Below are 25,401 nucleotides of genomic sequence, written 5' to 3'. Positions count from 1 at the left end.
ACTGGAATAAAACAGCTAAGTTGCGCCTCCGCCGGCGCTTTTTTACTGACTTCCCAGTATTTTCGGTGCTTGTAGCGCCAAAAACCCACATGCATAGATGACCCGGTAATTAAAAAAATCTGGTAAATCCCCCCAGTTATGGGACCTACGATTCGTGAATAATCGCCTACCTGTTTAGGCGAAATTGATCCGTAGCACGAGTAGCTGGCAGCTAAACTCATTTCCTCTGTTTCCGCTCGGAGGCCACATGAGCGTCACTTCAGGTCAGGAATGGGTGAGAGGGCAATTCCCTCGGCTGGACTGGCTACCCGACGAAACACTATTCAGCCTATGCAGTCGACAGCATCTGGTAATGGGTAACCTGGACCCTGCGACTACATCGACTTCCGTGCTGGGCCTATCTGAGAAATTTATAAAGCATGATATTCCTTGCGGCATAGCAGCTTTAGAACAGAATGGATTTCATTATTGGGGAAACGCTGAATCGATTCTCCTACATCACACAATATTCTCAGTATTTATACCGTTCCAAAATAAAACCAAAATTGAAGATGCAATAATAACTATAAAAGGCGATCGAATTGATTCACTTAAATATCGACTTGGCTTGGTATCAAGTGGTTTTGGCGCTGAACATCCGTTGAAAGCATGTCCGTATTGTATGCGCGAGGATGTGTACGCACATGGTATAGCTTACTGGCACCTCACACACCAATATCCAGGTGTGTTGATCTGTCCACGCCACCAAGCTTGGCTCATGGTATCCACCAAAAGTAGGCGGTGGTCAGGTAGGTTTGAATGGTCGCTACCTACCAAGGACTGCTTGATCCAACAGGCCTCCTCACAGAAGCTGTGGTTACGCCCGGCTTTCCTGAACTTGGCAAACAATGTCATCGATCTTGCGGTCATCGGCAGAGTAATGTCCCTCGAGTCCTGCACCGTCGCTGCGACCTATCGAAAAGCTGTGCTCCAAGGGGGTAGATCTGCATCGCTGCTTGATCGCATAGAGCCGCTTCGCCGCTTTCATCTGTTTGAATCATTGCCGGAAGATGAGAAAAGCACTGAGTCATTTATGAACCAGCTTATCCGTACCCCCCGCAGAAGCATTCATCCTTTGAAGCATCTGCTACTGATTGATTGGCTATTTGATGACCTGCGCTCGTTCCTGAAGGCCTACGACGCTGAAGTCGCCAGATTAGTCCAGCGAGTCGCTAGCACTCCATCGCGAAAACCTGATGAGCAAGTCTCGCTTTCAAACGCTGCGGCTCCAACCAAAAACACTCCAAGGCCCAAACGATTAAAAGGCCAGCTTAAAGAGGTTCTGCTCTCAAAACTGGGCAAGGGCATTCCGAAACAGAAGCTTTGTAAAGAGCTTGATATCTCGGTCTCAACGATCAATAGGTTGTTGCGTGCCAATCCAGTTACCAATGCCCTGGCTATTGAAGCTAGGAACAGCCGGGAACTAGCGGAGCACAGAGCGCAGTGGCAATACCTACACAATTTGCATCCTGAACTGGGGGTCCAGGCTTTGAGAAACACCATTCCTTCTATCTATGCCTGGCTTTATAGAAACGACAAAGCATGGTTGATGGCCAAAGAGCAAACCTTCGTCAAACCGGCCAAAGTGGAAAAACACCCCATTGACTGGGAGGCCCGGGATTCTCGGCTGCTCAGCATGATACGAACGGCGTACGAGGCGATTACTGGACTGCAGCGCGGTCCAGTCACTACAACCGAGCTTTACGCCCGGGTTCCCATGCTCTCGTCTTGCTTGGAAAATCGGAACCGATACCCCGCCTCAAGAGCATTCTTATCCACGGTGCTGCATCGCTCCAAGTCGAAGGTCCTTCACGACCACGTGCAATGCGGTAAGGCCAGCGGATTTCGGTAGCCCCTCACGCTAGCTGAAGAAACGAACGAGGTGTAAGGACATGAGTAAGATTTCGATCCTAGGATTGGCCCTTTCGCGCCCGCCAGCATGCTGGAGCTCAACATACCGTGGCTACGAGTTCAGACGGGTACAAGTCTTGATGCAGGCAAGTCACACCTTAGGAAACCGTAAAAGCGCCGATAGGTGGCTCGGTTCACCAGTACTTGCGCTCAACCGACGCAGCCCTTGCGAGATGCTGACCAAACCTAGCGGGTATCCCGAGGTTCGAGACGTATTGCTCAGAATTGAACACGGAGTCTATATGTGACCTGTTCTGGCTCCCTAGCGGCCTGAGAGAGGAAAAGCGGTGCTCACCGCCAGGGATTGAGCTGTTGATCCTATAGTATGACGGGGATATCGATACTCATGGGAATCACTTTATTGGAGGTTAGTCCTCGTAGCGTACATTTAGAGCGGAAACCTATTTCCGTCTGTAAACACCCGGCGGCGCTTTCTTGACTAGCTCGGGTCGAGGTTGAGGACCTTTTCTTTTTGGTCGCTCAAAACTACAGCAGGGATAATACACTGGCCGCCAATCCCACATCCGTAAAAAGTCCCTAGCAGGGAACGGACAACACCAGACACCAACACCTTGGTCATAGTTTTCTTCAACGAAATGTGTTGACTCTTGATGTCCTGCTATATAAGTAGACCATAATGTCTCCACTGGGCGAACTTCGTCCCCATACGACTTCACGTCAATGACAAAGTCAGCAAATCTTTCATAGACTCCCAATATAGCCTGAATAATAAAATCAGTAGTTTCTCCATGTGGCAGCCTGTTCCTAGACCTGGCCTCTTGGACAATCTCTAGCCGCCGTTTAATTGTATATCCTAGAGGCTGGTTGTATCTGGAGTTCCAAATTTTAAGCTTTAGTTTGTCATTTTGATGGACTTTCTCATCCAAGGCTGCAAGAACTGCCTCCTCAGAGAGGTGATGGGTGGCTGACAGGATCTCTGCAAAGAATTGAGCTTTCTTCAGCTCAAATTGGTCTGCGTTCAACATCACTGAGCTATCTTTAAACTGCTGTCCCTCACAGTTAGCCCACATCACATTCAGATCATGGCCACCATGGCGGAACGGCTTGTCACAGTATGGGCAGCGTTTGACTAACTCTACATTGTGCTCAGCACAGACTTTCAGCTCACAACAGTGAGCACGTCGCCAAAAGGAGAACCCTAAGCGTTCAACATCTTCGGCAACACAAACTGGGCAAAATCCGGCCTGGGTACTATCGGAACTATAGAGATTCGGACGACCTATATATTCGTCCCTAGAGTAGGAAATATCTTGAATATTTTTAAAAATCTCTTTTAACGGATAATCAGTATGCTTATGAAGAATTTTGTTAAAGCCGTAGCAACCAATCCATCCCTGCGTTCCGGCGATTGACAAAATATCCGTGCTTAAGATGCAGTTTTTGGGAAACTTCCGAAAAACCTCCTCGGAAGAATGTTTCCCTTTAATAAAAAGAGTTCTTGCCACAAAGGAACGCACCGTCTCCTCAGGCTGAATAGCTAAGATCATTTGCTCGTCTAAACCTTGAAGTGCGTCCCGAGCACGGTGGCCCGGACAAAGCGTCACCGGCTCCTCAATCGCGGGGGATCGAAGGCGCCAGCGACAGACTTTATTTATTTCCGACAGACTTTATTTCGTAGCTTCACCCCTCTCGGTAACGCCAGTCAGGCTTATTCCACCGTCACCGACTTCGCCAGGTTGCGCGGCTGGTCCACGTCGGTGCCCTTGAGCACGGCGACGTAGTACGACAGCAACTGCAGCGGGATGGTGTAGAGGATCGGCGACAGGGTGTCGTGGATGTGCGGCATGTTGATCACATGCGTGCCTTCACCGTTGGTCATGCCGGCCTTTTCGTCGGCGAACACGATCAGTTGGCCGCCACGAGCGCGCACTTCCTGCAGGTTGGACTTGAGCTTTTCCAGCAGTTCGTTGTTCGGCGCCACGGTGACAACCGGCATGTCGTCATCCACCAGGGCCAGTGGGCCGTGTTTCAGCTCGCCGGCCGGGTAGGCTTCGGCGTGGATGTACGAGATTTCCTTGAGTTTCAGCGAACCTTCCATCGCCACCGGGTATTGCGCGCCACGGCCGAGGAACAGGGTGTGGTTCTTGTCGGCAAACAGTTCGGCGACTTTTTCCACGGTGCCGTCCATGGCCAGGGCTTCGCCCAGGCGGGTCGGCAGGCGGCGCAGTTCTTCCACCAGGGTGGCCTCAACGCCTTCGGCGAGGGTGCCGCGCACTTGGCCGAGGGACAGGGTCAGCAGCAACAGGCCGACCAGTTGGGTGGTGAAGGCTTTGGTCGAGGCGACGCCGATTTCGCGACCGGCCTGGGTCAGCAGGGTCAGGTCCGATTCACGCACCAGGGAGCTGATGCTGACGTTGCAGATCGCCAGGCTGCCGAGGAAGCCCAGCTCCTTGGCGTTGCGCAGGGCGGCCAGGGTGTCGGCGGTTTCGCCGGACTGGGAGATGGTCACGAACAGGGTGTCGGGCTGCACCACCACTTTGCGGTAGCGGAACTCGCTGGCAACTTCGACCTGGCACGGGATGCCGGCCAGTTCTTCCAGCCAGTAACGCGCAACCATGCCGGCGTGGTAGCTGGTGCCGCAGGCGACGATTTGCACGTTGCGCACTTTGGCGAACAGCTCGGCGGCTTGTGGGCCGAAGGCGTTGACCAGCACCTGGTTCTGGCTCAGGCGACCTTCGAGGGTGCGCTGTACCACGGAAGGCTGCTCGTGGATTTCCTTGAGCATGAAGTGGCGGAACTCGCCTTTGTCGGCGGCTTCGGCACCGTCGCGGTATTGCACGGCTTCGCGCTCGACGGACTGACCGTTGATGTCCCAGATCTGCACGCTTTCACGGCGGATGTCGGCGATATCGCCCTCTTCCAGGTACATGAAGCGGTCGGTGACCTGGCGCAGGGCCAGTTGGTCGGAAGCGAGGAAGTTCTCGCCCAGGCCCAGGCCGATCACCAGTGGGCTGCCACTGCGCGCGGCAACCAGGCGGTCCGGCTGGCTGGCGCTGATCACGGCCAGGCCGTAGGCGCCGTGCAGTTCCTTGACCGTGGCCTTGAGGGCGGTGGTCAGGTCGCTGTGGTCCTTGAGCTTGTGGTTGAGCAGGTGGGCGATGACTTCGGTATCGGTGTCCGAAGTGAACACGTAGCCCAGGCCCTTGAGTTGTTCGCGCAGCACTTCGTGGTTTTCGATGATGCCGTTGTGCACCACGGCCAGGTCACCCGAGAAATGCGGGTGAGCGTTGCGCTCGCACGGCGCACCGTGGGTGGCCCAACGGGTGTGGGCGATACCCAGGCGGCCTGCCAGTGGCTCACCGGCCAGGGCCTGGTCCAACTCGCTGACTTTGCCCGGACGGCGCATACGCTCCAGCTTGCCGGCGTTGGTGAAGACCGCCACACCGGCGCTGTCATAGCCACGGTATTCCAGGCGCTTGAGGCCTTCGATCAGGATGGCCGTTACGTTACGTTCGGCGACTGCGCCAACAATTCCACACATGGTATTTCTCCTAGATGACTGCCGCGCATATCAGCGTAATGCCGCGGGCTTGGATCTGGTCGCGGGCCTCGAGCGGCAGGCGATCATCGGTGATAAGGGTATGGACGCTGCTCCAGGGCAGTTCCAGGTTGGGAATCTTGCGGCCGATCTTGTCGGATTCGACCATCACCACGACTTCACGGGCGACCTCGGCCATGACGCGGCTCAGGCCCAGCAATTCGTTGAAGGTGGTGGTACCGCGCTGCAAATCGATGCCGTCGGCGCCGATGAACAGTTGATCAAAATCGTAGGAACGCAGCACCTGCTCGGCAACCTGGCCCTGGAACGAGTCCGAATGTGGATCCCAGGTGCCGCCGGTCATGAGCAGCACCGGTTCATGCTCCAGCTCGCTCAAGGCGCGGGCCACGTTCAGGGAGTTGGTCATGACCACCAGGCCGGGTTGATGGCCCAGTTCGGGGATCATCGCGGCGGTGGTGCTGCCGCTGTCGATGATGATGCGCGCGTGTTCACGCAGGCGCACCACGGCGGCGCGGGCAATCGCGCGCTTGTAGGCCGAGACCGGCTGGGCCGCGTCGCCCACGAGTTCCTGAGGCATGGTGATTGCGCCACCGTAGCGGCGCAGGAGCAGGCCATTACTCTCGAGGGCGGCCAAGTCCTTGCGGATGGTCACCTCCGACGTTTCGAAACGCTTGGCCAATTCGTCCACGCTGACTTCGCCCTGTTCATTGAGCAAGGTCAGGATGTTGTGGCGACGTTGGGGGGTATTTCGTTTCGACATGGGAGTTATAAGTTTCGTTTCGAAAGATAACGAAGGCAATCAAAACCTATTGGCGAAAGATCGTCAAGCGGGGAAGACAACTATTTTTGAAGCAACACAGAACAATGTGGGAGGGGGCTTGCCCCCGATAGCGGTTATCAGTCAGCCCTTTGTTGACTGACCCACCGCTATCGGGGGCAAGCCCCCTCCCACATTGGAGTTTTGTTGCTGCCAAGGGCGTCAGGTCTTTTTGATTTTGACCGGGCGTTTCCAGCCGTCGATGTTGCGCTGGCGGGCACGGGCCACGGCCAGTTGCGACTTATCCACATCCTGGTTGATGGTTGAGCCCGCTGCGGTGTTGGAACCATCACCGATGGTCACAGGAGCAACCAGCGAGTTGTTGGAGCCGATGAATACGTCTTCACCAATCGTCGTCTGGTATTTGTTGGCGCCGTCGTAGTTGCAGGTAATTGCTCCGGCGCCAATGTTGCTGCGAGCACCGATCACCGCATCACCGAGGTAAGCCAGGTGGCCGGCCTTCGCCTCGTCGCCCATTTTCGCGTTTTTCAGCTCGACGAAATTACCAACGTGCGCCCGCGCGCCCATCACCGTTCCCGGACGCAACCGCGCAAACGGCCCGGCATCGCTGCCCTCGCCCATCACCGCACCGTCGATATGGCTGTTGGCCTTGACCACCACGCCTTTGCGCAAGGTGCTGTCCTTGATCACACAGTTAGGACCGATCACCACGTCGTCTTCGATGATCACGCGGCCTTCGAGGATCACGTTGATATCAATCAACACGTCGCGGCCCACCGTCACTTCGCCACGCACATCGAAACGCGCCGGGTCACGCAGGGTGACGCCCTGGGCCATCAGGCGGCGGCCTTCGCGCAGTTGGTAGTGGCGCTCCAGCTCTGCCAGCTGCTTGCGGTCGTTGGCGCCCTGCACTTCCATCGGGTCGTGGGGCTGTTCGGTGGCGACCACCAGGCCGTCACTGACCGCCATCTCGATAACGTCGGTGAGGTAGTACTCGCCTTGGGCGTTGTTGTTGGACAGGCGGCTCATCCAGTCGCCCAGCTTATCGGCCGGCACGGCGAGAATGCCGGTATTGCCTTCGGTGATGGCGCGCTGGGCTTCGCTCGCGTCCTTGTGCTCGACGATCGCGGCGACCTTGCCGTCGGCGTTGCGCACGATGCGTCCGTAGCCGGTAGGGTCGTCCAGCTCAACGGTGAGCAGGCCCATCTGGCCCGGCACCACATGCTTGAGCAGGCGTTGCAGGGTTTCCACTTCGATCAGCGGCACGTCACCGTAGAGAATCAGCACGGTGTCAGCGCTAATGAACGGCACGGCTTGCGCAGTGGCGTGGCCGGTGCCCAGTTGCTTGTCCTGCAATACGAAATTCAAGTCGTCTGCGGCCAGGCGCTCACGTACCACATCGGCACCGTGCCCGATGACGACGTGAATGCGTTGCGGATCCAACTGCCGGGCGCTGTGGATAACATGACCGAGCATGGAATTGCCTGCGACCGGGTGCAGCACCTTGGGCAGGGCTGAACGCATGCGGGTGCCCTGGCCTGCGGCGAGAATTACGATTTCAAGAGACATGAATGGCTACCAATCCTGGGCGGTCCGGCTTCAGACCAGAGAAGTGTTATGCAAAAAAAGAAAAAGGGTAGCCGAGGCTACCCTTTTTAATCAATCACGCGTGAGGCGTAACGGCAAAGCCGCTTACTTCTTGCGGATCTGCTGGAGCGTACGCAGCTGCGCTGCAGCTTCGGCCAGACGGACTGCAGCAGCGCTGTAGTCGAAGTCTGCGCCTTTTTCGTTCAGCGCCTTCTCGGCAGCCTTGACGGCTTCCTGAGCGGAGGCTTCATCCAGGTCGCCGGCACGTTGCACAGTGTCGGCAAGTACCTTGACCATGTTCGGCTGAACCTCGAGGAAACCACCGGAGATGTAAAACACCTCACGTTCCCCGCCTTGCTTGGTCAGCGTGATCGGACCTGGCTTCAAGCTGGTAATCAGCGGAGCGTGACCCATGGCGATACCAAGATCACCCAGGTCACCGTGCGCTGTTACAAACTCGACCAGACCGGAGAAGATTTCCCCTTCCGCGCTGACGATATCGCAATGGACTGTCATAGCCATCTGATTGCCTCAACCTGATGAGCGCCCGTTTCCGGGCGCCAGGATTACAGTTTCTTGGCTTTCTCGATCGCTTCTTCGATGCCGCCGACCATGTAGAACGCTTGTTCTGGCAGGTGGTCGTAGTCACCGTTGAGGATGCCTTTGAAGCCAGCAATGGTGTCTTTCAGGGAAACGTATTTACCCGAGGCACCGGTGAAGACTTCAGCCACGAAGAACGGCTGCGACAAGAAGCGCTGGATCTTACGAGCACGGTTTACCAACTGCTTGTCGGCTTCCGACAGCTCGTCCATACCCAGGATCGCAATGATGTCCTTCAGTTCTTTGTAACGCTGCAGCACGTACTGAACGCCGCGAGCGGTGTCGTAGTGCTCCTGGCCGATCACGTTCGGGTCCAGCTGGCGCGACGTCGAGTCGAGTGGATCGACCGCCGGGTAGATACCCAGGGAAGCGATGTCACGGGACAGTACGACGGTGGCGTCCAAGTGGGCGAAGGTGGTGGCTGGCGACGGGTCGGTCAAGTCATCCGCAGGTACGTATACCGCTTGGATCGAGGTGATCGAACCTTCCTTGGTCGAAGTGATACGTTCCTGCAGAACGCCCATCTCTTCAGCCAGGGTCGGCTGGTAACCTACTGCCGAAGGCATACGGCCCAGCAGTGCGGATACTTCAGTACCGGCCAGGGTGTAACGGTAGATGTTGTCGACGAACAGCAGAACGTCGTTACCTTCGTCACGGAACTTCTCGGCCATGGTCAGGCCGGTCAGTGCTACGCGCAGACGGTTTCCCGGCGGCTCGTTCATCTGGCCGTAAACCAGTGCCACTTTGTCCAGAACGTTGGAGTCCTTCATCTCGTGGTAGAAGTCGTTACCCTCACGGGTACGCTCACCCACACCGGCGAACACGGAATAACCGCTGTGCTCGATGGCGATGTTACGGATCAGTTCCATCATGTTGACGGTCTTGCCTACACCGGCACCACCGAACAGACCGACTTTACCGCCCTTGGCGAACGGGCAAACCAGGTCGATAACCTTGATGCCGGTTTCCAGCAGGTCGTTGCCGCCCGCCTGCTCGGCGAACGAAGGTGCTGGACGGTGAATGCCCCAGCGCTCTTCGGTGTCGATCGGGCCCGCTTCGTCGATCGGGTTGCCCAGTACGTCCATGATCCGGCCCAGGGTCGCTTTACCGACCGGTACGGAGATGGCAGCACCAGTATCGACAACGTCCAGACCGCGCTTCAAGCCTTCGGTGGAACCCATCGCAATGGTACGAACTACGCCGTCGCCCAGCTGTTGCTGAACTTCCAGAGTAGTGTCCGCGCCTTGTACTTTCAGCGCGTTGTAGATGCTCGGTACGCTGTCGCGTGGGAATTCCACGTCGATAACGGCGCCGATGATTTGAACGATACGTCCGCTACTCATAGCTGGATCCTCTGAATATTTGAACCGTTAAACCGCGGCAGCGCCGCCGACGATTTCCGAGATCTCTTGGGTGATCGCAGCCTGACGCGCCTTGTTGTAGATCAGCTGCAAATCGCTGATCAGATCACCGGCGTTATCGGTAGCGTTTTTCATCGCGATCATCCGCGCCGCTTGTTCAGCTGCGTTGTTCTCGACCACCGCCTGGTACACCTGCGACTCCACGTAGCGCACCATCAAGCCGTCAAGCAGCTCTTTGGCGTCTGGTTCGTAGAGGTAGTCCCAGTGGTGCTTGAGTTCCTGATCCGGGGTCGCCACCAGTGGAATCAATTGCTCCACGGTTGGCTGCTGGGTCATGGTGTTGATGAACTTGTTGGATACCACGGACAGGCGGTCAATCCGGCCTTCCAGATACGCATCCAGCATCACCTTCACACTGCCGATCAAATCATTGATCGACGGCTCTTCACCCAGGTGGCTGATAGCTGCAACGACGTTACCGCCGAAGTTACGGAAAAAGGCCGCACCCTTGCTACCCACAACACACAGATCGATCTCGACGCCGTTTTCGCGGTTTACCGCCATGTCCTTGACCAGGGCCTTGAACAGGTTGGTGTTCAAGCCACCGCACAAACCACGGTCACTGCTCACTACCACATAACCGACACGCTTGACGGCGCGCTCGATCATGAACGGGTGGCGGTATTCCGGGTTGGCGTTGGCCAGATGCCCAATTACCTGGCGGATACGCTCCGCATAAGGACGGCTAGCAGCCATGCGCATTTGTGCCTTGCGCATTTTGCTGACCGCCACTTTTTCCATGGCGCTGGTAATCTTTTGCGTGCTTTTGATGCTCGCAATCTTACTGCGAATCTCTTTTGCGCCTGCCATGTAACACCTATCAGGTTAGCAAGCGGGAGCCTTGCGGCTCCCGCTGCGGCTTACCAGGTTTGGGTGGCCTTGAACTTCTCGATACCGGCTTTCATGCCAGCGTCGATATCGTCATTGAAGTCACCCTTCACGTTGATCTTCGCCATCAATTCGGCGTGATCGCGGTTGAAGTAAGCAATCAGCGCTTGTTCAAAGCTGCCGACCTTGGCGATTTCAACGTCGGTCAGGAACCCACGCTCAGCGGCATACAGCGACAACGCCATGTCAGCGATCGACATCGGGGCGTATTGCTTCTGCTTCATCAGCTCGGTAACGCGCTGACCATGCTCAAGTTGCTTACGGGTCGCTTCGTCCAGGTCAGAAGCGAACTGGGCGAATGCCGCCAGTTCACGGTACTGAGCCAGAGCGGTACGGATACCACCGGAGAGCTTCTTGATGATCTTGGTCTGAGCGGCACCACCCACACGGGATACCGAAACACCGGCGTTCACAGCAGGACGGATGCCTGAGTTGAACATGGCCGATTCCAGGAAGATCTGACCGTCGGTGATGGAAATCACGTTGGTCGGAACGAACGCGGAAACGTCGCCAGCCTGGGTTTCGATGATCGGCAGTGCGGTCAGGGAACCGGTTTTGCCGGTCACTGCGCCGTTGGTGAACTTCTCTACGTACTCTTCCGAAACGCGGGATGCGCGCTCCAGCAGACGGGAGTGGAGATAGAACACGTCGCCTGGGTAGGCTTCACGGCCTGGTGGACGGCGCAGCAGCAGGGAAATCTGGCGGTAAGCCACTGCTTGCTTGGACAGATCGTCATAAACGATCAGCGCGTCTTCACCGCGGTCGCGGAAGAATTCACCCATGGTGCAACCGGAGTACGGTGCCAGGAATTGCAGCGCAGGAGATTCCGAAGCACTGGCAGCCACGATGATCGTGTTGGCCAGGGCGCCGTTTTCTTCCAGCTTGCGAACCACGTTGGCGATGGTCGATTGCTTCTGACCAATGGCTACGTAGACGCAGAAAATGCCGCTGTTCTTCTGGTTGATGATCGCGTCGATGGCCAGAGCGGTTTTACCGATCTGACGGTCACCGATGATCAGCTCACGCTGGCCACGGCCGACAGGGATCATGGCATCGACAGCCTTGTAGCCAGTCTGTACAGGCTGGTCTACCGACTTACGCCAGATCACGCCTGGAGCAACTTTCTCGACCGCGTCGGTCTCGGTGTTGCCCAGTGGACCTTTACCGTCAACAGGGTTACCCAGTGCGTCGACTACGCGACCCAGCAGTTCCTTACCAACCGGAACCTCCAGGATGCGGCCTGTGCACTTGGCGCTCATGCCTTCGGCCAGACTGGTGTATGCGCCCAATACAACGGCACCTACGGAGTCTTGCTCCAGGTTGAGGGCCATACCGTAGACGCCGCCCGGAAACTCGATCATCTCGCCGTACATGACGTCGGCCAGACCGTGAATCCGCACGATGCCGTCAGATACGCTGACGACAGTGCCTTCGTTACGGGCTTGGGAGGTCACATCGAGCTTGTCGATGCGGCCCTTGATAATTTCACTTATTTCGGAAGGATTGAGTTGCTGCATTGCTCTGCTGCCCCTTCAAACTCAAGATTTCAATGCTTCGGCAAGTTTCGCGATTTTGCCGCGAATCGAGCCATCGATAACCAGGTCGCCGGCACGGATAACGACACCACCAATCAGGGATGCGTCCTCCGAAGCTTGCAGGCGCACTTCCCGATTGAGTCGTGCACTGAGAACCTTGGCGAGTTTGTCTTGCTGTTCTTGGTTCAATGCAAAAGCACTGGTCACTTCAACGTCTACCGATTTCTCTGCTTCGGCCTTGTACAGGTCGAACAGAGCGGCAATCTCCGGCAAGAGCGGGAGACGGTCGTTTTCGGCAATGACGTGAATGAAGTTCTGCACTTTCACATCAAACTTGTCGCCGCACACTTCAATAAAAGTGGCGGCCTTGTCTGCGCTCGTCAGGCGCGGGGCCTTGAGCACGCGCTGCATGGTGTCGTCTTGCGACACTGCTGCAGCCAGGCCGAGCATGGCTGACCAAGAGGCCAGCTGCTGGTGGGCCTGGGCGTGCTCGAAGGCTGCCTTAGCGTAAGGTCGGGCCAACGTGGTCAGTTCTGCCATGATCGCCCTCGCTTAAATTTCAGCAGCCAGTTTGTTAACCAGCTCCGCGTGCGCGTTTTGATCGATTGTGGCACCGAGGATCTTCTCGGCACCGCCGACCGCCAGAGCACCCAGTTGGGCACGCAGCGCGTCTTTGACGCCGTTCAGTTCCTGTTCGATCTCGGCATGAGCCGAAGCCTTTACACGGTCAGCTTCGACGCGGGCTTTTTCAACAGCCTCTTCGACGATCTGGTTACCGCGCTTCTTGGCTTGCTCAATGATCTCGGCTGCCTGTGCTTTAGCTTCGCGCAGTTGCTGACCCACTTTCTCGTGGGCCAACTCCAGGTCGCGAGCTGCACGGCTGGCAGCGTCCAAACCGTCCGCGATCTTCTTCTGACGTTCGTGCAAAGCCGCGATGACCGGAGGCCACACGAACTTCATGCAAAACACTACAAAAATGAAGAACGCAACGGATTGGCCAATCAGGGTTGCATTAATGTTCACGCCAACACCTCGCTCATTCGTTGTCCATCACCCCAATCACTCGAAAAGTCGAGTGATCAGCCAGCGAGTTGACCAACGAAGGGGTTCGCGAAGGTGAAGAACAGTGCGATACCAACGCCGATCATGGTCACGGCGTCGAGCAGGCCGGCAACGATGAACATTTTAACTTGCAGCATTGGAACCATTTCCGGCTGACGCGCTGCGCCTTCCAGGAATTTGCCGCCCAGCAGGCCGAAACCAATGGCAGTACCCAGGGCGCCCAGGCCGATCAACAGTGCAACAGCGATAGCGGTTAGACCAACTACAGTTTCCATCTTTCCTCCCGACTTTTACGTCGTATGGTTTAGGTTTTTTAGATTTTAAAGCGGTAAAACAAATCGTTTCATAGCCCTGGAGGGCCACCTTCCCGTTTGACCGGGAAGGACATCAGACTAGTCGAGACTGGTCTTAATGGTTCTCTTCGTGCGCCATCGACAGGTAGACGATGGTCAGCATCATGAAGATGAAGGCCTGCAGGGTGATGATCAGGATGTGGAACACAGCCCACGCCCACTGCAGAACAATGCCCAGGCCGCTAAGCCAGAGCAGACCGCTGCCGAACATCACAGCGATCAGAATGAACACCAGCTCGCCGGCATACATGTTGCCGAACAGTCGCAAGGCCAGGGAAATCGGCTTGGCAACCAGGGTCACGAATTCCAGCAGGAAGTTCACCGGGATCAGCAGGGCTTGAACGAAGATGTTCTTGCTGCCGAACGGGTGCAGGGTCAGTTCGCCGATGAAGCCGCCGATGCCCTTGACCTTGATGCTGTAGAAAATGATCAACGCGAACACCGACAGGGCCATGCCCAGGGTAGCGTTCGGGTCAGTGGTCGATACGGCACGGAACGGGATGTGCGCATCGCCGGAGATCAGGATGGCCAGCTGAGGAATCCAGTCAACCGGGATCAGGTCGACGGCGTTCATCAGGAACACCCAAACGAAGATGGTCAGTGCCAGCGGTGCGATCACCGGGCTGCGGCCATGGAAGCTGTCTTTCACGCTGCCATCGACGAATTCGACCAATACTTCAACGAAGTTCTGCAAAGCACCTGGCTGACCGGAAGTCGCCTTTTTTGCCGCCATGCGGAAAATCAGGACGAAGATCAGACCCAATGCGACCGACCAGCCCAGAGTATCCAGGTGGAAGGCCCAGAAACCCATTTCCTTGGCTTCTGCTGCGGTGTGGGCAAAGCCCCAGCCGCCGTTGGGAAGCTGACCGAAGGTCAGGTTCTGCAAGTGGTGCTGGATATAGCCCGAAGCGGTTGTTTCTGCCATGGTTGCCTCAAACGCCCTAAGGTTTCGAAAGTCTTGTTTTCATTAGCAGGGGAGCGAACCAGCTGACCAATTGGGTCAACACGAAGACGCCGAATACAGCCAGCGGCGCCAATGGCTTCACACCTGCAAAGGTCAGTGCGAACAGCACTGCCGTCAAAATCAGTTTCCCCGCCTCGCCGGCATAAAAAGACCGGACGATGGCCTGGGCTGCTCGGGCGCCGGAAAACCGAAAGGCCCTGTGAGCAAAATACATATTGGGCAGCAAGGCTATCAGGCCTCCGCAGAGTCCTGAATATCCGGCTACGACTCCATGCCAGTACCAAAGCGCCAATGCAGCGATCAGTAAAACGACAAGTTGCGCCAATAAAACCGGAAAAACAGCCAAGCGATGGAACGGCAACGTGTTTGGCGTGCGGGTTTCCATCACGCTTGCTCCTCAATGGTCGGCTGCCGGAAATCAATAACTTGGCATACTTTGTGCCGACAAAATGCGCGCAGAGTATAGGGGCGGTTCTGCCCCTATTCAACTGCCGGGTAGTGATTTCCGATCACACGCTACATGAGTAAATGTTTCAGCGAATGTTTCAACGGATGTGGGCAAGGACGCCTTGAAGCTCGTCGAGGGAGTTATATCCGATGACCAATTGCCCTTTGCCTTTCTTGCCGTGGCGAATTTGTACCGCAGAGCCTAGGCGTTCGGCCAGGCGCTGCTCAAGGCGCGCGATGTCCGGATCAGCTTTGACGGTTTCGACCGGTGCAGGTTTGCCGCTCAACCATTGGCGAACCAGGGCTTCGGTCTGACGAACGGTAAGCCCGCGTGCGACAACGTGTCGCGCCCCTTCAACCTGTTGATTTTCCGGCAAACCGAGCAAAGCACGGGCGTGACCCATTTCCAGATCGCCGTGGGACAACATGGTCTTGATGACTTCCGGCAACGCGATCAGGCGCAGCAAGTTGGACACGGTCACGCGGGATTTGCCCACCGCCTCGGCCACTTGTTGCTGGGTCAGCTGGAATTCCTGCTGCAACCGTTGCAACGCGATCGCTTCTTCGATCGGGTTGAGGTCTTCGCGCTGGATGTTTTCGATCAGCGCCATGGCGATGGCGGTTTCATCCGGTACGTCGCGCACCATCGCCGGGATGGTGTCCTTGCCCGCCTGCTGGCTGGCGCGCCAGCGGCGTTCGCCGGCGATGATTTCAAAGCGGCCGCCGCCAATGGGGCGCACCACGATCGGTTGCATCACGCCCTGGGCCTTGATCGAGTTGGCCAGCTCTTCCAGTGCCTGCGGGTCCATGTCCCGGCGCGGCTGGTATTTACCGCGCTGGATCAGGTCCAGCGGCAGGTGCTGCAGCTCACGCTCGTCGGCCTGCACCGCTTGCTCTTCCAGCGAAGTGACGGTCGGACCACTCAGGAGTGCATCCAGTCCACGTCCGAGACCTCGTTTTTTGACGGCCATGGGAATTCCTTAAGTTGGCTGAGCTGCAGCGGTGCGTGAATTGCGACGTTGGCGACGCACCATCTCACCGGCCAACGCCAGGTATGCAATGGCGCCACGGGATGATTTGTCGTAGGCCAGCGCCGGCATGCCATAGCTTGGCGCTTCGGCCAGGCGGATGTTACGTGGAATCACCGTGTCGTAGAGCTGGTCGCCGAAATGTTCCTTGAGCTGCGCCGACACATCGTTCATCAGGCTCAGGCGCGGGTCATACATGGTCCGCAGCAGGCCTTCGACTTTCAGGTTCGGGTTAAGCAATTCGGCGATACGCTTGATGTTATCCACAAGGTCGCTCAAGCCTTCAAGCGCAAAGTATTCGCACTGCATGGGGATAATCACCCCGTCGGCGGCCACCAGGGCGTTGAGCGTGAGCATCGACAGCGACGGCGGGCAGTCGATCAGGATGTAGTCGTAATTCTCGCGGATGGGCGCCAGGGCGCTGCGCAGACGGCTTTCCTTCATCTGCATTTCCAGCAGCACCACTTCCGCCGCAGTGAGGTCGCGGTTGGCCGGCAGCAGTTGATAACCGCCGTGCTCGGAGTAGTGCATGGCCTGGCCCAGGTCGCACTCGCCAATCAGCAAGTCGTAGACCGAGTTTTCCAGGCCGTGTTTATCCACACCGCTACCCATGGTGGCGTTGCCCTGTGGATCGAGATCGATCAACAGCACCCGGCGCTTGGTCGCGACCAGGGATGCTGCGAGGTTGATGCAGGTGGTGGTCTTACCCACGCCACCTTTCTGGTTCGCTATCGCGAATACCTTAGCCATTCTTGCTTGTGTTCCCAATCATGCCGTGCGGCGCAGTATCAGCAGATGGCGTTGGCCTTGGCAACCGGGTACGGCCAAGGCGTGTTCGCTATCGAGGTGGAAGTCCGCCGGCAATGCTAACAGCTCGTCGCTTGGATGGACGCCCTTCATTGCCAGCCAGCGGGTGTCGTGGTCGCCGAGGTGGCGAGTCCAGTTGCTGAAGTTCTCCATGCTGCTGAACGCACGGGAAACAATTCCGTTGAAGGGCTGTTCAGGCGTAAAGGCTTCGACGCGGCTGTGGATAACGTGCAGGTTGTCCAGCTTGAGTTCGAGTTTGACCTGGGTCAGGAAGCGGGTCTTCTTGCCGTTGCTGTCCAGGCAGGTCACTTGCGACTCGGGAAACAGGATGGCCAGTGGAATGCCAGGCATGCCGCCGCCGCTGCCGACGTCCAGCCAGCGACCGTTTTCGATAAACGGCATCACGCTCAAGCTGTCGAGCAGATGGCGTGAGACCATTTCGTCCGGATCACGCACTGCGGTCAGGTTGTAAGCCTTGTTCCATTTGATCAACAGGGCCAGGTAGCCCATCAGCAGGGCGTGCTGGGCTTCGGTCAGGTCGACGCCCAACTGGCGCGCACCTGTGGATAACTCTTCGGCGTGTTGCGAGGTGACCAACGAACTCAAGCGCTTTGCTCCAACTGACGGCCCGCGCCGCGTTTCTTCAAATGAATCATCAACAGCGAAATCGCTGCCGGGGTGACGCCGGGGATACGTGAAGCCTGACCGAGGGTTTCCGGCCGAGTTATCCCCAGCTTGCCTTGAATTTCCTTCGACAGCCCGGAAATCCCGGTGTAGTCGATATCCACAGGCAGCTTGGTGTCTTCACTGGCGCGCAGGCGGGCGATTTCGTCCTGCTGGCGATCAATGTAACCGGCGTATTTGGTCTTGATTTCCACCTGTTCGGCGACCTGTGGATCTTCTGCGCCGCCGCCGGTCACTTCGACCAGGCCAGCGTAATCGATCTCCGGACGCGATAGCAGGTTGAGCAAGTTGTATTCGTGCGTCAGCGGCGTGCCGAATTTTTCGGCGATCGCATCGCCCTGTTCAGTGCCCGGGCGAACCCAGGTGCTCTTCAGGCGCTGCTCTTCGAGGCTGATGCTCTCGCGTTTTTTGCAGAAGGCCGCCCAGCGTGCGTCATCGACCAAACCCAGCTCGCGACCTTTTTCGGTCAAGCGCAGATCGGCGTTGTCTTCGCGCAGGATCAGGCGATATTCGGCCCTGGACGTGAACATCCGGTACGGTTCCTGGGTGCCCAGGGTAATCAGGTCGTCGACCAACACGCCGATGTACGCTTCATCGCGACGCGGGCACCAGCTGTCTTTGCCCTGAGCACGCAATGCAGCGTTGGTACCGGCCAGCAAACCCTGGGCGCCGGCTTCTTCGTAACCGGTGGTGCCATTGATTTGCCCGGCGAAGAACAAGCCGCCAATCACCTTGGTTTCCAGGCTGTATTTCAGGTCACGCGGATCGAAATAGTCGTACTCGATGGCGTAGCCAGGGCGAACGATGTGGGCATTTTCCATGCCGCGAATCGATTGCACGATCTGGATTTGCACGTCGAACGGCAGGGAAGTGGAAATCCCGTTCGGGTACAGCTCGTGAGTCGTCAAGCCTTCGGGCTCGATAAACACCTGGTGGCTTTCCTTGTCGGCAAAGCGATGGATCTTGTCTTCAATCGACGGGCAGTAACGCGGGCCGATGCCTTCGATCACCCCGGAATACATCGGCGAACGGTCGAGGTTCGCGGCAATGATTTCGTGGGTACGCGCATTGGTATGGGTAATCCAGCAGCTGACCTGTTTGGGATGCTGCTCCTTGGAACCCATGAAGGACATGACCGGGATCGGCGTATCGCCGGCCTGCTCGGTCATCACCGAAAAATCCACAGAACGTCCGTCGATACGCGGCGGAGTCCCGGTTTTCAAGCGGCCCACGCGCAGCGGCAATTCACGCAGACGGTGTGCCAGGGCAATCGACGGCGGATCACCGGCGCGACCACCGGAATAGTTCTGCATGCCGATGTGGATAAGTCCGCCAAGGAAGGTCCCGGTGGTCAACACCACGGATTCTGCGAAGAAGCGCAGGCCCATTTGCGTGACAACCCCGCGTACCTGGTCCTGCTCGACGATCAGGTCGTCTGCGGCCTGTTGAAATATCCACAGGTTCGGCTGGTTTTCCAGGGTTTCACGTACGGCGGCCTTGTACAGAATACGGTCGGCTTGTGCACGAGTGGCACGTACGGCCGGGCCTTTGCGGCTGTTGAGCACGCGAAATTGAATACCACCTTTGTCGGTGGCCATGGCCATTACGCCGCCAAGGGCATCGATTTCCTTGACCAGATGGCTTTTGCCGATGCCACCAATGGCAGGGTTGCAACTCATGGCGCCGAGGGTTTCCACGTTGTGCGTCAGCAACAGGGTTTTTACGCCCATGCGTGCTGACGCCAGTGCTGCCTCGGTACCGGCATGACCGCCGCCGATGACGATCACTTCAAAACGGGAAGGGAAATCCACCACGCACCTCGTGCCTGCTTATGTAGGTAATCAGGAATTGTTGGTTGAAAGAGTTTTGCAGCTTATGGCGGCAAGTATAGGGACTTCGCCCTGCCTAAAGAACCCTTTGCACAAAATTTAACCAGCTGTGGATGGATCACGGACAATAGAAATTAAAAGAGAGAAATTTATTAAATCTTTGTTTTTATGTTTATTTCTACTGAGCATACTTTCTGTGGATAGATTTCTACAGGCCTTTATCTACGTCGTGTACAGGGATTCAAAAGTCTGTGGTCATGTGCCAATGAGGGGCTTGGATAAGTGCTTTAAGCCTGTGGATTAAACAGGTTGTTATCCACAGACGGGTTTTTACTCAGGTTTCAAGCGTGGTTATCAACCGGGCACAAGGGCGGTTATTCACAGGGCTTAATCCACAGAAACGGCTGATTCAATGTCGACCAACCTAGGGATTCAGCGCGGATCGCGGTCAAGACGGCTATTGTGGGAACACACGAGGGCAGTTAATAATAGCGATTATCATTAACCTACCTCGTCGCGCCTATGTCCCCTCCTTCACACACGGCAGCTGTGCAGCGCATCTATGAGCAACATCATTCGTGGTTACACGGGTGGCTCAAGGGCAAATTGCATAACGCCTGCGATGCAGCCGACGTGGCCCACGATACGTTCGTGCGTATCCTGGGTGGACGCGACGCCGTGCAGATCCTTGAGCCACGGGATTACCTGGCAACCATTGCAAGGGGCCTGGTGATTGATCGCTATCGCCGGCACGCCATTGAGCAGGCTTATAAGCAAACCCTGGCCGAGCGTCCTGAAGCCACCGCCATCAGTGAAGAAGACAAGGCAATCATTATCGAAACCCTGGTAGCTGTGGATAAAGCGCTATCTGGGTTGGGCGAACGTGCTCGACGGATTTTCATGCTGTCGCAGATCGAGGGCCGGACTTATCAACAAATCGCCGATCAACTGCGGGTGTCATTGACCACTGTGAAGAAGCACATGGTCCGTGCCTTGACCGAGTGTTCACTGATCATGGCCAGCCTCTGATGCCCGCCCCTGATCGCAAGACATTCGAGGCGGCCGCCAGTTGGTATGTGCAGTTCCAGGCGCAATCGCCGACGCCGGCTGATCGGCTGGCCTGGCAACAATGGATTAATGGCGATCCTTCCCATCAGGCGGCGTGGAACCAGTTGGAGCAGTTGCAGCGCAGCCTCGGCGCCCTGCCCCAGGACTTCACACGCCGCGCATTGAGCAGCACGCAACAACGCCGGCAGGTGCTCAAGTGGATGCTGGTACTGGGCGGCAGCGGGTATTTGGGCTGGAATGTTCAACAACACACGTCCGTGGGTAACGTATGGGCCGACTACCACACGCCTGTGGGTAAACATCGAAGGATCGAACTGGCCGACGGCACTCAGGTTGATCTCAACACCAGCACAGCCATTGATGTGATGTTCGACTCGCGCCAACGCTTGATTCGCCTGCGTGACGGTGAAGTACTTATCCACAGTGGCAAACGTGGCGCCAACACGCCCTTGTATGTGGAGACTCGCCACGGTCGGGTTCAGGCACTGGGTACTCGGTTTACTGTTCGCCAATTGCCGGATTTCACCCGGGTCGGTGTGCTGGAAGATCGGGTCAATTTGTCCCCAGGCGATCAACCCGACCACAACCAGACCCTCGGAGCTGGGGAAAGCGCTGATTTTGATCGACACACGATTAGCCTCCCCCAGCGATATGGCGTGGCACAAGCCGCCTGGGCGGACGGTCAATTGATCGTGCTCGATGCCAGACTCGGCGATGTCATCGATGAGTTGGCGCGCTACCGGCCGGGCGTGCTGCACTGTGACCCGGCTTCGGCTCGACTGCGCGTTTCCGGCGCGTTCCGTCTGGACTCGACCGACGCGGTACTGGCCAACCTGCAAGCGACCTTGCCGATCCAGGTGAAGTACTTCACGCGCTACTGGGTGTCGGTTAACCGTATCGGTTGATAAAAAATAATCCTCAGGGGGGTTATCTTTTTTTTATCACGCACGGCCCTTCAGGTAATCACGACGCTACCTTCAGGGCTTACCCATCCATGCGCCTTTCCATCCCGCTCCGTCAGCGACTTTCCTGCCATGCCATCACCTACGGCCTGCTGCTTGCCAGCACCGGCGGTACGTTGTTATCCACAGGGGTCATGGCCGCCAGCACCACCCAGCACTACGTCATCGCAGCCGGTCCCCTGGACAGTGCGTTAAGCCAGTTTGCCGCCCGGGCCAATGTGATCCTGTCCTTCTCGCCACAACAGACTTCACGGCTGACCACTTCCGGACTCAATGGTGATTATTCGGTGGATCAAGGTTTTGCCCTGTTGCTGCAGAATTCCGGGTTGCAAGCCGTCGCCCAGGCCCCCGGCAGCTATGGATTGCACACAGTCCCTACGGGCCAGCTCACGCTCGCACCCACCACCGTCAGTGCTTATCAACCGGATGGCTTCAATCAGGACATAGCAGGGGATGTGGGCTACAAGGCGCAGAACAGCCGGGTCGGCACCAAAACCAGTACGCCTCTGTCGCAGACACCCCGTTCGGTATCGGTGGTGACCGGGCAACGTATCAAGGATCAGAAATCGCAGACATTGACCGAAGTGCTGGGGTACGTACCCGGTATCTTCGCGCCGCCTTTTGCCGCGGGCGATGGGCTGGCGGGCGATCTCTTTTTCATTCGAGGCTTCAACGCCACGGACTACGGTTACGGCCTGTTGAGAGACGGACTACGTGTGCAAGGTAATCGGTACGACACCACCAGCGAGCCGTATGGCCTGGAGCGGGTCGAAGTGTTTCGCGGTCCTTCTTCGCTGCTCTACGGTGAGAACGCACCGGGCGGCTTGGTCAACCTGGTGAGCAAACATCCGACCGCCAACCCGCGCGGCGAGGTGCAATTGGGGTATGGCTCAAACAACCGACGCCAACTGGGTGTGGATATCTCCGGTCCGCTCAATGACAGCGACAATGTTCTCGGCCGCCTGGTAATGCTGGGCCGCAAATCCGACACGCAGACCGACCATGTACCGGATGATCGTGTTTACATCGCCCCTTCCCTGACCCTGAATTTCGACGACTACAACACCCTGACCCTCCTGGCCAACTACCAGAAGGACCACACCAACCTGGAACTCGGCCTGCCGGCTGCAGGCACTTTGCTTACTAATCCCAACGGTAAACTGTCCAAGCACACCATGCTCGGCGACCCGGATTGGAATACCTTTGAGCGCGAAGCCTGGAGCACCGGTTACGAGTTCAGCCACAGCTTCAACGACGACTGGCAGTTCCGTCAGAATTCCCGATACATGCAGTCACGCATCAACCGCCATGAAACCTGGCCGAGCGCACTGAATAATCGGGGCTTCGGTACTCAGCTGAACATGACCGCCTACGATCGCTACAACAAATCCATGGTTTATTCCCTGGATAACCAGCTTGAGGGCAAATTCGATATCGGCGCACTGGAAAACACTGTGTTGTTTGGCGCCAGTTACGACCGCACCTCGTTCAACCAGGATTGGGACGCCGGTTTCGCCGGTACCATCAATGTGTATAACCCGGTGTACCTGCGCGAACCGCTCACGCCGATCGCGGTGCAAAACACCTTGCTCGAGCAACAGATGAAAGGCGCATACGCTCAGATCCAGAGCAAGTATGACCACTGGCTGTTCCTGCTCGGGGGGCGGCAGGACTGGGTCGACAGCGATTTCCGCGACAAGGTCAACAAGGCCAGCAACACCGGCAGTCAAGACCGCAAGTTCACCTACCAAGGTGGCGTGATGTACCAGTTCGACAACGGCCTCACGCCGTATGTCAGCTATTCCACGGCATTCGTTCCGGTCCAGCAGATTTCCAATGCCGGCGCCCCGTTGAAACCCATCACCAGCAGCCAATATGAAGCGGGTGTGAAGTACGAGCCGATCGGCTGGGACACGGCGATGACCCTGTCGGTGTACGACTTGCGCAAACAGGACGACACCTACCTGGATGCCACCACCAACAGCTATCGTCAGGTGGGTGAGAGCCGCGCCAAGGGCGCCGAAGTTGAAATCAACAGCAACCTTACGCCCAACCTGAACGTAACGGCGGCTTATACCTACACTGACGCGCGGATTACCAAGGATTCCGCCACCTCCCTGGTCGAAGGGCGCCAGATGACCGGCGTTCCTCGCAATCAGGCTTCGGTATGGAGCAAATACCGTTTCCTGGAGGGTCAGCTCAAGGGCCTGTCCGTGGGGGGAGGTGTGCGTTATTTCGACAGCACTTTTTCCTACACGGCGCCGACGCTCTACGGGAAGTTGGATGCAGGCAGTGTCACGTTGGTGGATGCCGTGGTGGGGTATCAGATCGACCCGCACTGGTCAGTGGACCTGAACGCCAAGAACCTGTTCGACAAGGAGTATGTATCCGGTTGCAACGATGCGGGGCGCTGCTATTGGGGTGACAGCCGCACCCTGTTGGGTACGGTGTCCTACAACTGGTAAAGACCTGGTTATTTGCCGATACAGAAACTGGAAAAAATTCGGCCGAGCAAGTCATCGGAGCTGAATGCGCCGGTAATCTCACCTAGCAGCTGCTGCGCCTGACGCAAATCCTCAGCCAGCAGCTCTCCGGCGCCCGCCAGGGTCAGCTGTGCTCGACCGTGCTCCAATGCCGCACTGGCATGGCGAAGCGCCTCCAGATGCCTGCGGCGTGCACTGAAGCTGCTTTCCGAGGTCTGCTCGTAGCCCATGCAGGCCTTGAGATGGTCACGTAGCAACTCAAGGCCCTCACCCGCGGATTTGGCACTCAGGCTGATAGTCACATGGCCATCCTCGCTGGTTTGCATCGCGATGGTTTCACCCGTCAGGTCGGCCTTGTTCCGGATCAGGGTCACTTTGGCCGGGTCTGGCCGTTGCTCGAGGAATTCCGGCCACAACGCAAAAGGATCCACCGCCTCGGGGGCGGTGGCGTCCACCACCAACAAGACACGATCGGCTTCGCCAATGGCTTTGAGCGCACGTTCTACGCCAATCTTCTCCACCTGGTCGTCGGTATCGCGCAACCCTGCCGTATCGACCACGTGCAACGGCATGCCATCGATGTGGATATGTTCGCGCAGGATGTCGCGAGTGGTACCGGCAATTTCGGTAACGATGGCTGCTTCGCGCCCCGCCAACGCATTCAGCAGGCTGGACTTGCCGGCATTGGGTCGCCCCGCAATCACCACGGTCATGCCGTCACGCAGCAATGCACCCTGCCCGGCTTCGCGCAGCACTGTGGATAACTCATCGCGGACCTTATCCAGCATTGCCAGGACGTGGCCATCGGCGAGGAAATCAATTTCCTCTTCAGGAAAATCAATGGCCGCCTCGACATAGATACGCAGGCTGATCAACTGCTCGGTCAAGTTATGCACACGCAGGGAAAACGCTCCCTGCAACGAACGCAATGCGTTGCGCGCAGCCTGTGCAGAACTGGCCTCGATCAGGTCGGCGATGGCCTCGGCCTGGGCCAGGTCGAGTTTGTCGTTGAGGAATGCGCGCTCGCTGAACTCACCCGGACGGGCCAGGCGGCAGCCCAATTGCAGGCAGCGTTGCAGCAACATGTCCAGGACAACCGGACCACCATGGCCCTGCAGCTCCAGTACATCTTCACCCGTGAAGGAGTTTGGCCCCGGGAAGTAGAGCGCCAGGCCTTCGTCCAGCACACTTGCGTCGCCATCCAGAAACGGACCGTAATGGGCGAACCGCGGCTTCAACTCCCGTCCGCTGATCGCCTTGGCGGCCGCGCTGGCGAGCGGCCCGGAAATTCGAACGATACCGACGCCGCCGCGACCTTGAGCGGTTGCGACAGCAGCGATGGTTTCACGGGGAGCGCTCATCAGCAGGTTCCAGAATTAAAGTGTCGGAATGCAAAACGCCCCACTAGGGGGCGTCTTGAGTGGTTATCCACAGA

The 25,401-nt window shown here is 57.2% G+C and carries 23 protein-coding genes; 5 read left to right on the top strand and 18 right to left on the bottom strand.

Annotation, left to right across the window (positions count from 1 at the left end; all coding sequences use genetic code 11):
• The first annotated feature begins 247 nt into the window (after positions 1 to 247).
• Positions 248 to 1,891: a TnsD family Tn7-like transposition protein gene (locus BFQ00_RS12035; RefSeq protein ID WP_082638305.1), complete on the top strand. Its 1,644-nt coding sequence runs from the start codon at positions 248 to 250 to the stop codon at positions 1,889 to 1,891.
• A 40-nt stretch (positions 1,892 to 1,931) separates the two neighbouring features.
• The gene (locus BFQ00_RS30450; RefSeq protein ID WP_081002946.1) at positions 1,932 to 2,198 is read left to right on the top strand and encodes an antitoxin Xre/MbcA/ParS toxin-binding domain-containing protein; all 267 of its coding nucleotides are present in this window, start codon (positions 1,932 to 1,934) and stop codon (positions 2,196 to 2,198) included.
• 153 nt (positions 2,199 to 2,351) lie between these two features.
• Here the strand turns inward: BFQ00_RS30450 and BFQ00_RS28085 are convergent, their stop codons facing one another.
• From BFQ00_RS28085 to mnmG, 17 genes are all read right to left on the bottom strand, one after another.
• Entirely contained in the window at positions 2,352 to 3,458 is a 1,107-nt protein-coding gene (locus BFQ00_RS28085) for a TniQ family protein (protein ID WP_053481462.1), read from the bottom strand.
• 161 nt (positions 3,459 to 3,619) lie between these two features.
• Positions 3,620 to 5,452: a glutamine--fructose-6-phosphate transaminase (isomerizing) gene (glmS, locus tag BFQ00_RS12030; protein ID WP_065886689.1), complete on the bottom strand. Its 1,833-nt coding sequence runs from the start codon at positions 5,450 to 5,452 to the stop codon at positions 3,620 to 3,622.
• A 10-nt stretch (positions 5,453 to 5,462) separates the two neighbouring features.
• Positions 5,463 to 6,230: a DeoR/GlpR family DNA-binding transcription regulator gene (locus tag BFQ00_RS12025; RefSeq protein WP_065886690.1), complete on the bottom strand. Its 768-nt coding sequence runs from the start codon at positions 6,228 to 6,230 to the stop codon at positions 5,463 to 5,465.
• A 219-nt stretch (positions 6,231 to 6,449) separates the two neighbouring features.
• Entirely contained in the window at positions 6,450 to 7,817 is a 1,368-nt protein-coding gene (gene glmU, locus BFQ00_RS12020; protein WP_065886691.1) for a bifunctional UDP-N-acetylglucosamine diphosphorylase/glucosamine-1-phosphate N-acetyltransferase GlmU, read from the bottom strand.
• A 123-nt stretch (positions 7,818 to 7,940) separates the two neighbouring features.
• Positions 7,941 to 8,357: a F0F1 ATP synthase subunit epsilon gene (locus BFQ00_RS12015; protein ID WP_003195825.1), complete on the bottom strand. Its 417-nt coding sequence runs from the start codon at positions 8,355 to 8,357 to the stop codon at positions 7,941 to 7,943.
• A gap of 44 nt (positions 8,358 to 8,401) precedes the next feature.
• Positions 8,402 to 9,778 (bottom strand): F0F1 ATP synthase subunit beta, encoded by a 1,377-nt coding sequence (gene atpD, locus BFQ00_RS12010; RefSeq protein ID WP_065886692.1) that lies wholly within the window; start codon positions 9,776 to 9,778, stop codon positions 8,402 to 8,404.
• A gap of 27 nt (positions 9,779 to 9,805) precedes the next feature.
• Positions 9,806 to 10,666: a F0F1 ATP synthase subunit gamma gene (gene atpG, locus BFQ00_RS12005; RefSeq protein ID WP_003195829.1), complete on the bottom strand. Its 861-nt coding sequence runs from the start codon at positions 10,664 to 10,666 to the stop codon at positions 9,806 to 9,808.
• Positions 10,667 to 10,716: 50 nt separating this feature from the next.
• The gene (gene atpA, locus BFQ00_RS12000) at positions 10,717 to 12,261 is read right to left on the bottom strand and encodes a F0F1 ATP synthase subunit alpha (protein ID WP_003177064.1); all 1,545 of its coding nucleotides are present in this window, start codon (positions 12,259 to 12,261) and stop codon (positions 10,717 to 10,719) included.
• 21 nt (positions 12,262 to 12,282) lie between these two features.
• Positions 12,283 to 12,819, bottom strand: a complete 537-nt coding sequence (locus BFQ00_RS11995; RefSeq protein ID WP_003195833.1) for a F0F1 ATP synthase subunit delta — start codon at positions 12,817 to 12,819, stop codon at positions 12,283 to 12,285.
• Positions 12,820 to 12,831: 12 nt separating this feature from the next.
• Positions 12,832 to 13,302, bottom strand: a complete 471-nt coding sequence (locus BFQ00_RS11990) for a F0F1 ATP synthase subunit B (RefSeq protein ID WP_003195835.1) — start codon at positions 13,300 to 13,302, stop codon at positions 12,832 to 12,834.
• A gap of 56 nt (positions 13,303 to 13,358) precedes the next feature.
• Positions 13,359 to 13,616 (bottom strand): F0F1 ATP synthase subunit C, encoded by a 258-nt coding sequence (atpE, locus tag BFQ00_RS11985; protein ID WP_002555987.1) that lies wholly within the window; start codon positions 13,614 to 13,616, stop codon positions 13,359 to 13,361.
• Between the two features lie 133 nt (positions 13,617 to 13,749).
• Positions 13,750 to 14,619 carry a F0F1 ATP synthase subunit A gene (gene atpB, locus BFQ00_RS11980; RefSeq protein ID WP_057725770.1) on the bottom strand — a complete coding sequence of 290 codons (870 nt, stop codon included), beginning with the start codon at positions 14,617 to 14,619 and terminating at the stop codon, positions 13,750 to 13,752.
• 16 nt (positions 14,620 to 14,635) lie between these two features.
• Positions 14,636 to 15,043: a F0F1 ATP synthase subunit I gene (locus BFQ00_RS11975; protein WP_065886693.1), complete on the bottom strand. Its 408-nt coding sequence runs from the start codon at positions 15,041 to 15,043 to the stop codon at positions 14,636 to 14,638.
• 160 nt (positions 15,044 to 15,203) lie between these two features.
• Positions 15,204 to 16,076 (bottom strand): ParB/RepB/Spo0J family partition protein, encoded by an 873-nt coding sequence (locus tag BFQ00_RS11970; protein ID WP_065933644.1) that lies wholly within the window; start codon positions 16,074 to 16,076, stop codon positions 15,204 to 15,206.
• Between the two features lie 9 nt (positions 16,077 to 16,085).
• Positions 16,086 to 16,883 (bottom strand): ParA family protein, encoded by a 798-nt coding sequence (locus BFQ00_RS11965; protein ID WP_057725767.1) that lies wholly within the window; start codon positions 16,881 to 16,883, stop codon positions 16,086 to 16,088.
• 18 nt (positions 16,884 to 16,901) lie between these two features.
• Positions 16,902 to 17,546 carry a 16S rRNA (guanine(527)-N(7))-methyltransferase RsmG gene (gene rsmG / locus BFQ00_RS11960; RefSeq protein ID WP_065933643.1) on the bottom strand — a complete coding sequence of 215 codons (645 nt, stop codon included), beginning with the start codon at positions 17,544 to 17,546 and terminating at the stop codon, positions 16,902 to 16,904.
• Positions 17,543 to 19,435: a tRNA uridine-5-carboxymethylaminomethyl(34) synthesis enzyme MnmG gene (gene mnmG, locus BFQ00_RS11955; protein ID WP_065933710.1), complete on the bottom strand. Its 1,893-nt coding sequence runs from the start codon at positions 19,433 to 19,435 to the stop codon at positions 17,543 to 17,545. Before mnmG ends, rsmG begins: the two co-directional genes overlap by 4 nt.
• Positions 19,436 to 19,975: 540 nt before the next feature.
• On the opposite strand from mnmG, the gene BFQ00_RS11950 reads away from it, so the two are divergent.
• The 3 genes from BFQ00_RS11950 (at position 19,976) to BFQ00_RS11940 (ending at position 23,948) form a co-directional block, all read left to right on the top strand.
• Entirely contained in the window at positions 19,976 to 20,482 is a 507-nt protein-coding gene (locus tag BFQ00_RS11950) for a sigma-70 family RNA polymerase sigma factor (RefSeq protein ID WP_065933642.1), read from the top strand.
• Positions 20,482 to 21,426, top strand: a complete 945-nt coding sequence (locus BFQ00_RS11945; protein ID WP_065933641.1) for a FecR domain-containing protein — start codon at positions 20,482 to 20,484, stop codon at positions 21,424 to 21,426. Before BFQ00_RS11950 ends, BFQ00_RS11945 begins: the two co-directional genes overlap by 1 nt.
• Positions 21,427 to 21,515: 89 nt before the next feature.
• Complete coding sequence (locus BFQ00_RS11940; RefSeq protein ID WP_065933640.1) at positions 21,516 to 23,948, top strand: TonB-dependent siderophore receptor; 2,433 nt, start codon at positions 21,516 to 21,518, stop codon at positions 23,946 to 23,948.
• A gap of 8 nt (positions 23,949 to 23,956) precedes the next feature.
• On the opposite strand, the gene mnmE is transcribed toward BFQ00_RS11940, so the two are convergent.
• On the bottom strand, positions 23,957 to 25,327 hold the full coding sequence (mnmE, locus tag BFQ00_RS11935) for a tRNA uridine-5-carboxymethylaminomethyl(34) synthesis GTPase MnmE (RefSeq protein ID WP_065886699.1): 1,371 nt from the start codon (positions 25,325 to 25,327) through the stop codon (positions 23,957 to 23,959).
• Positions 25,328 to 25,401 lie beyond the last annotated feature (74 nt).

It is taken from the genome of Pseudomonas sp. 28 E 9 (assembly GCF_900004785.1).
Lineage (GTDB): Bacteria > Pseudomonadota > Gammaproteobacteria > Pseudomonadales > Pseudomonadaceae > Aquipseudomonas > Aquipseudomonas orientalis_A.
This window is presented reverse-complemented; position numbering and strand designations above follow the sequence as displayed.